The sequence below is a fragment of the Acinetobacter sp. WCHAc060042 genome (genome assembly GCF_003231195.1).
In the GTDB taxonomy this organism is placed as follows: Bacteria; Pseudomonadota; Gammaproteobacteria; order Pseudomonadales; family Moraxellaceae; genus Acinetobacter.
Window position 1 is genome coordinate 1 of the sequence record NZ_QKVN01000145.1, and the last position, 363, is coordinate 363.

At 39.1% G+C, this 363-nt stretch carries 1 protein-coding gene; it reads right to left on the bottom strand.

Features of this window, described 5'->3' with window-relative positions:
* Positions 1-41: 41 nt before the first annotated feature.
* Positions 42-363: IS30 family transposase (locus DPG01_RS18650; protein WP_110976021.1), on the bottom strand; the 322-nt coding region annotated here is incomplete at its 5' end.

Sequence of the window (363 nt, forward strand, 5' to 3'; positions counted from 1 at the left end):
GAAATTCATGCGCGTGTGGCAGTTCTGAATAGATGGCGAATTCAAACATGAGGTGCGACAGTTTCAAAAGCCTTATGATAATCAACAAGCTGAGCAAATTTCTCTAATGGTGTAAGCCAATCTAACGCTTTTCTAGGACGAGTATTCAGTGACATGGCGACTTGATTTAAATAATGCTGATCTGCCTGATTTAAATCAATCCCTTTAGGTAAATATTGCCTAATTAAACCATTCATATTTTCGCATGTACCTTTCTGCCATGGCGAATGTGGGTCACAGAAATATACATCTATGCCTAAATCTTCTTCGAGGATTTTATGTTCTGACATCTCACGTCCACGGTCATAGGTCAACGTTTTACGT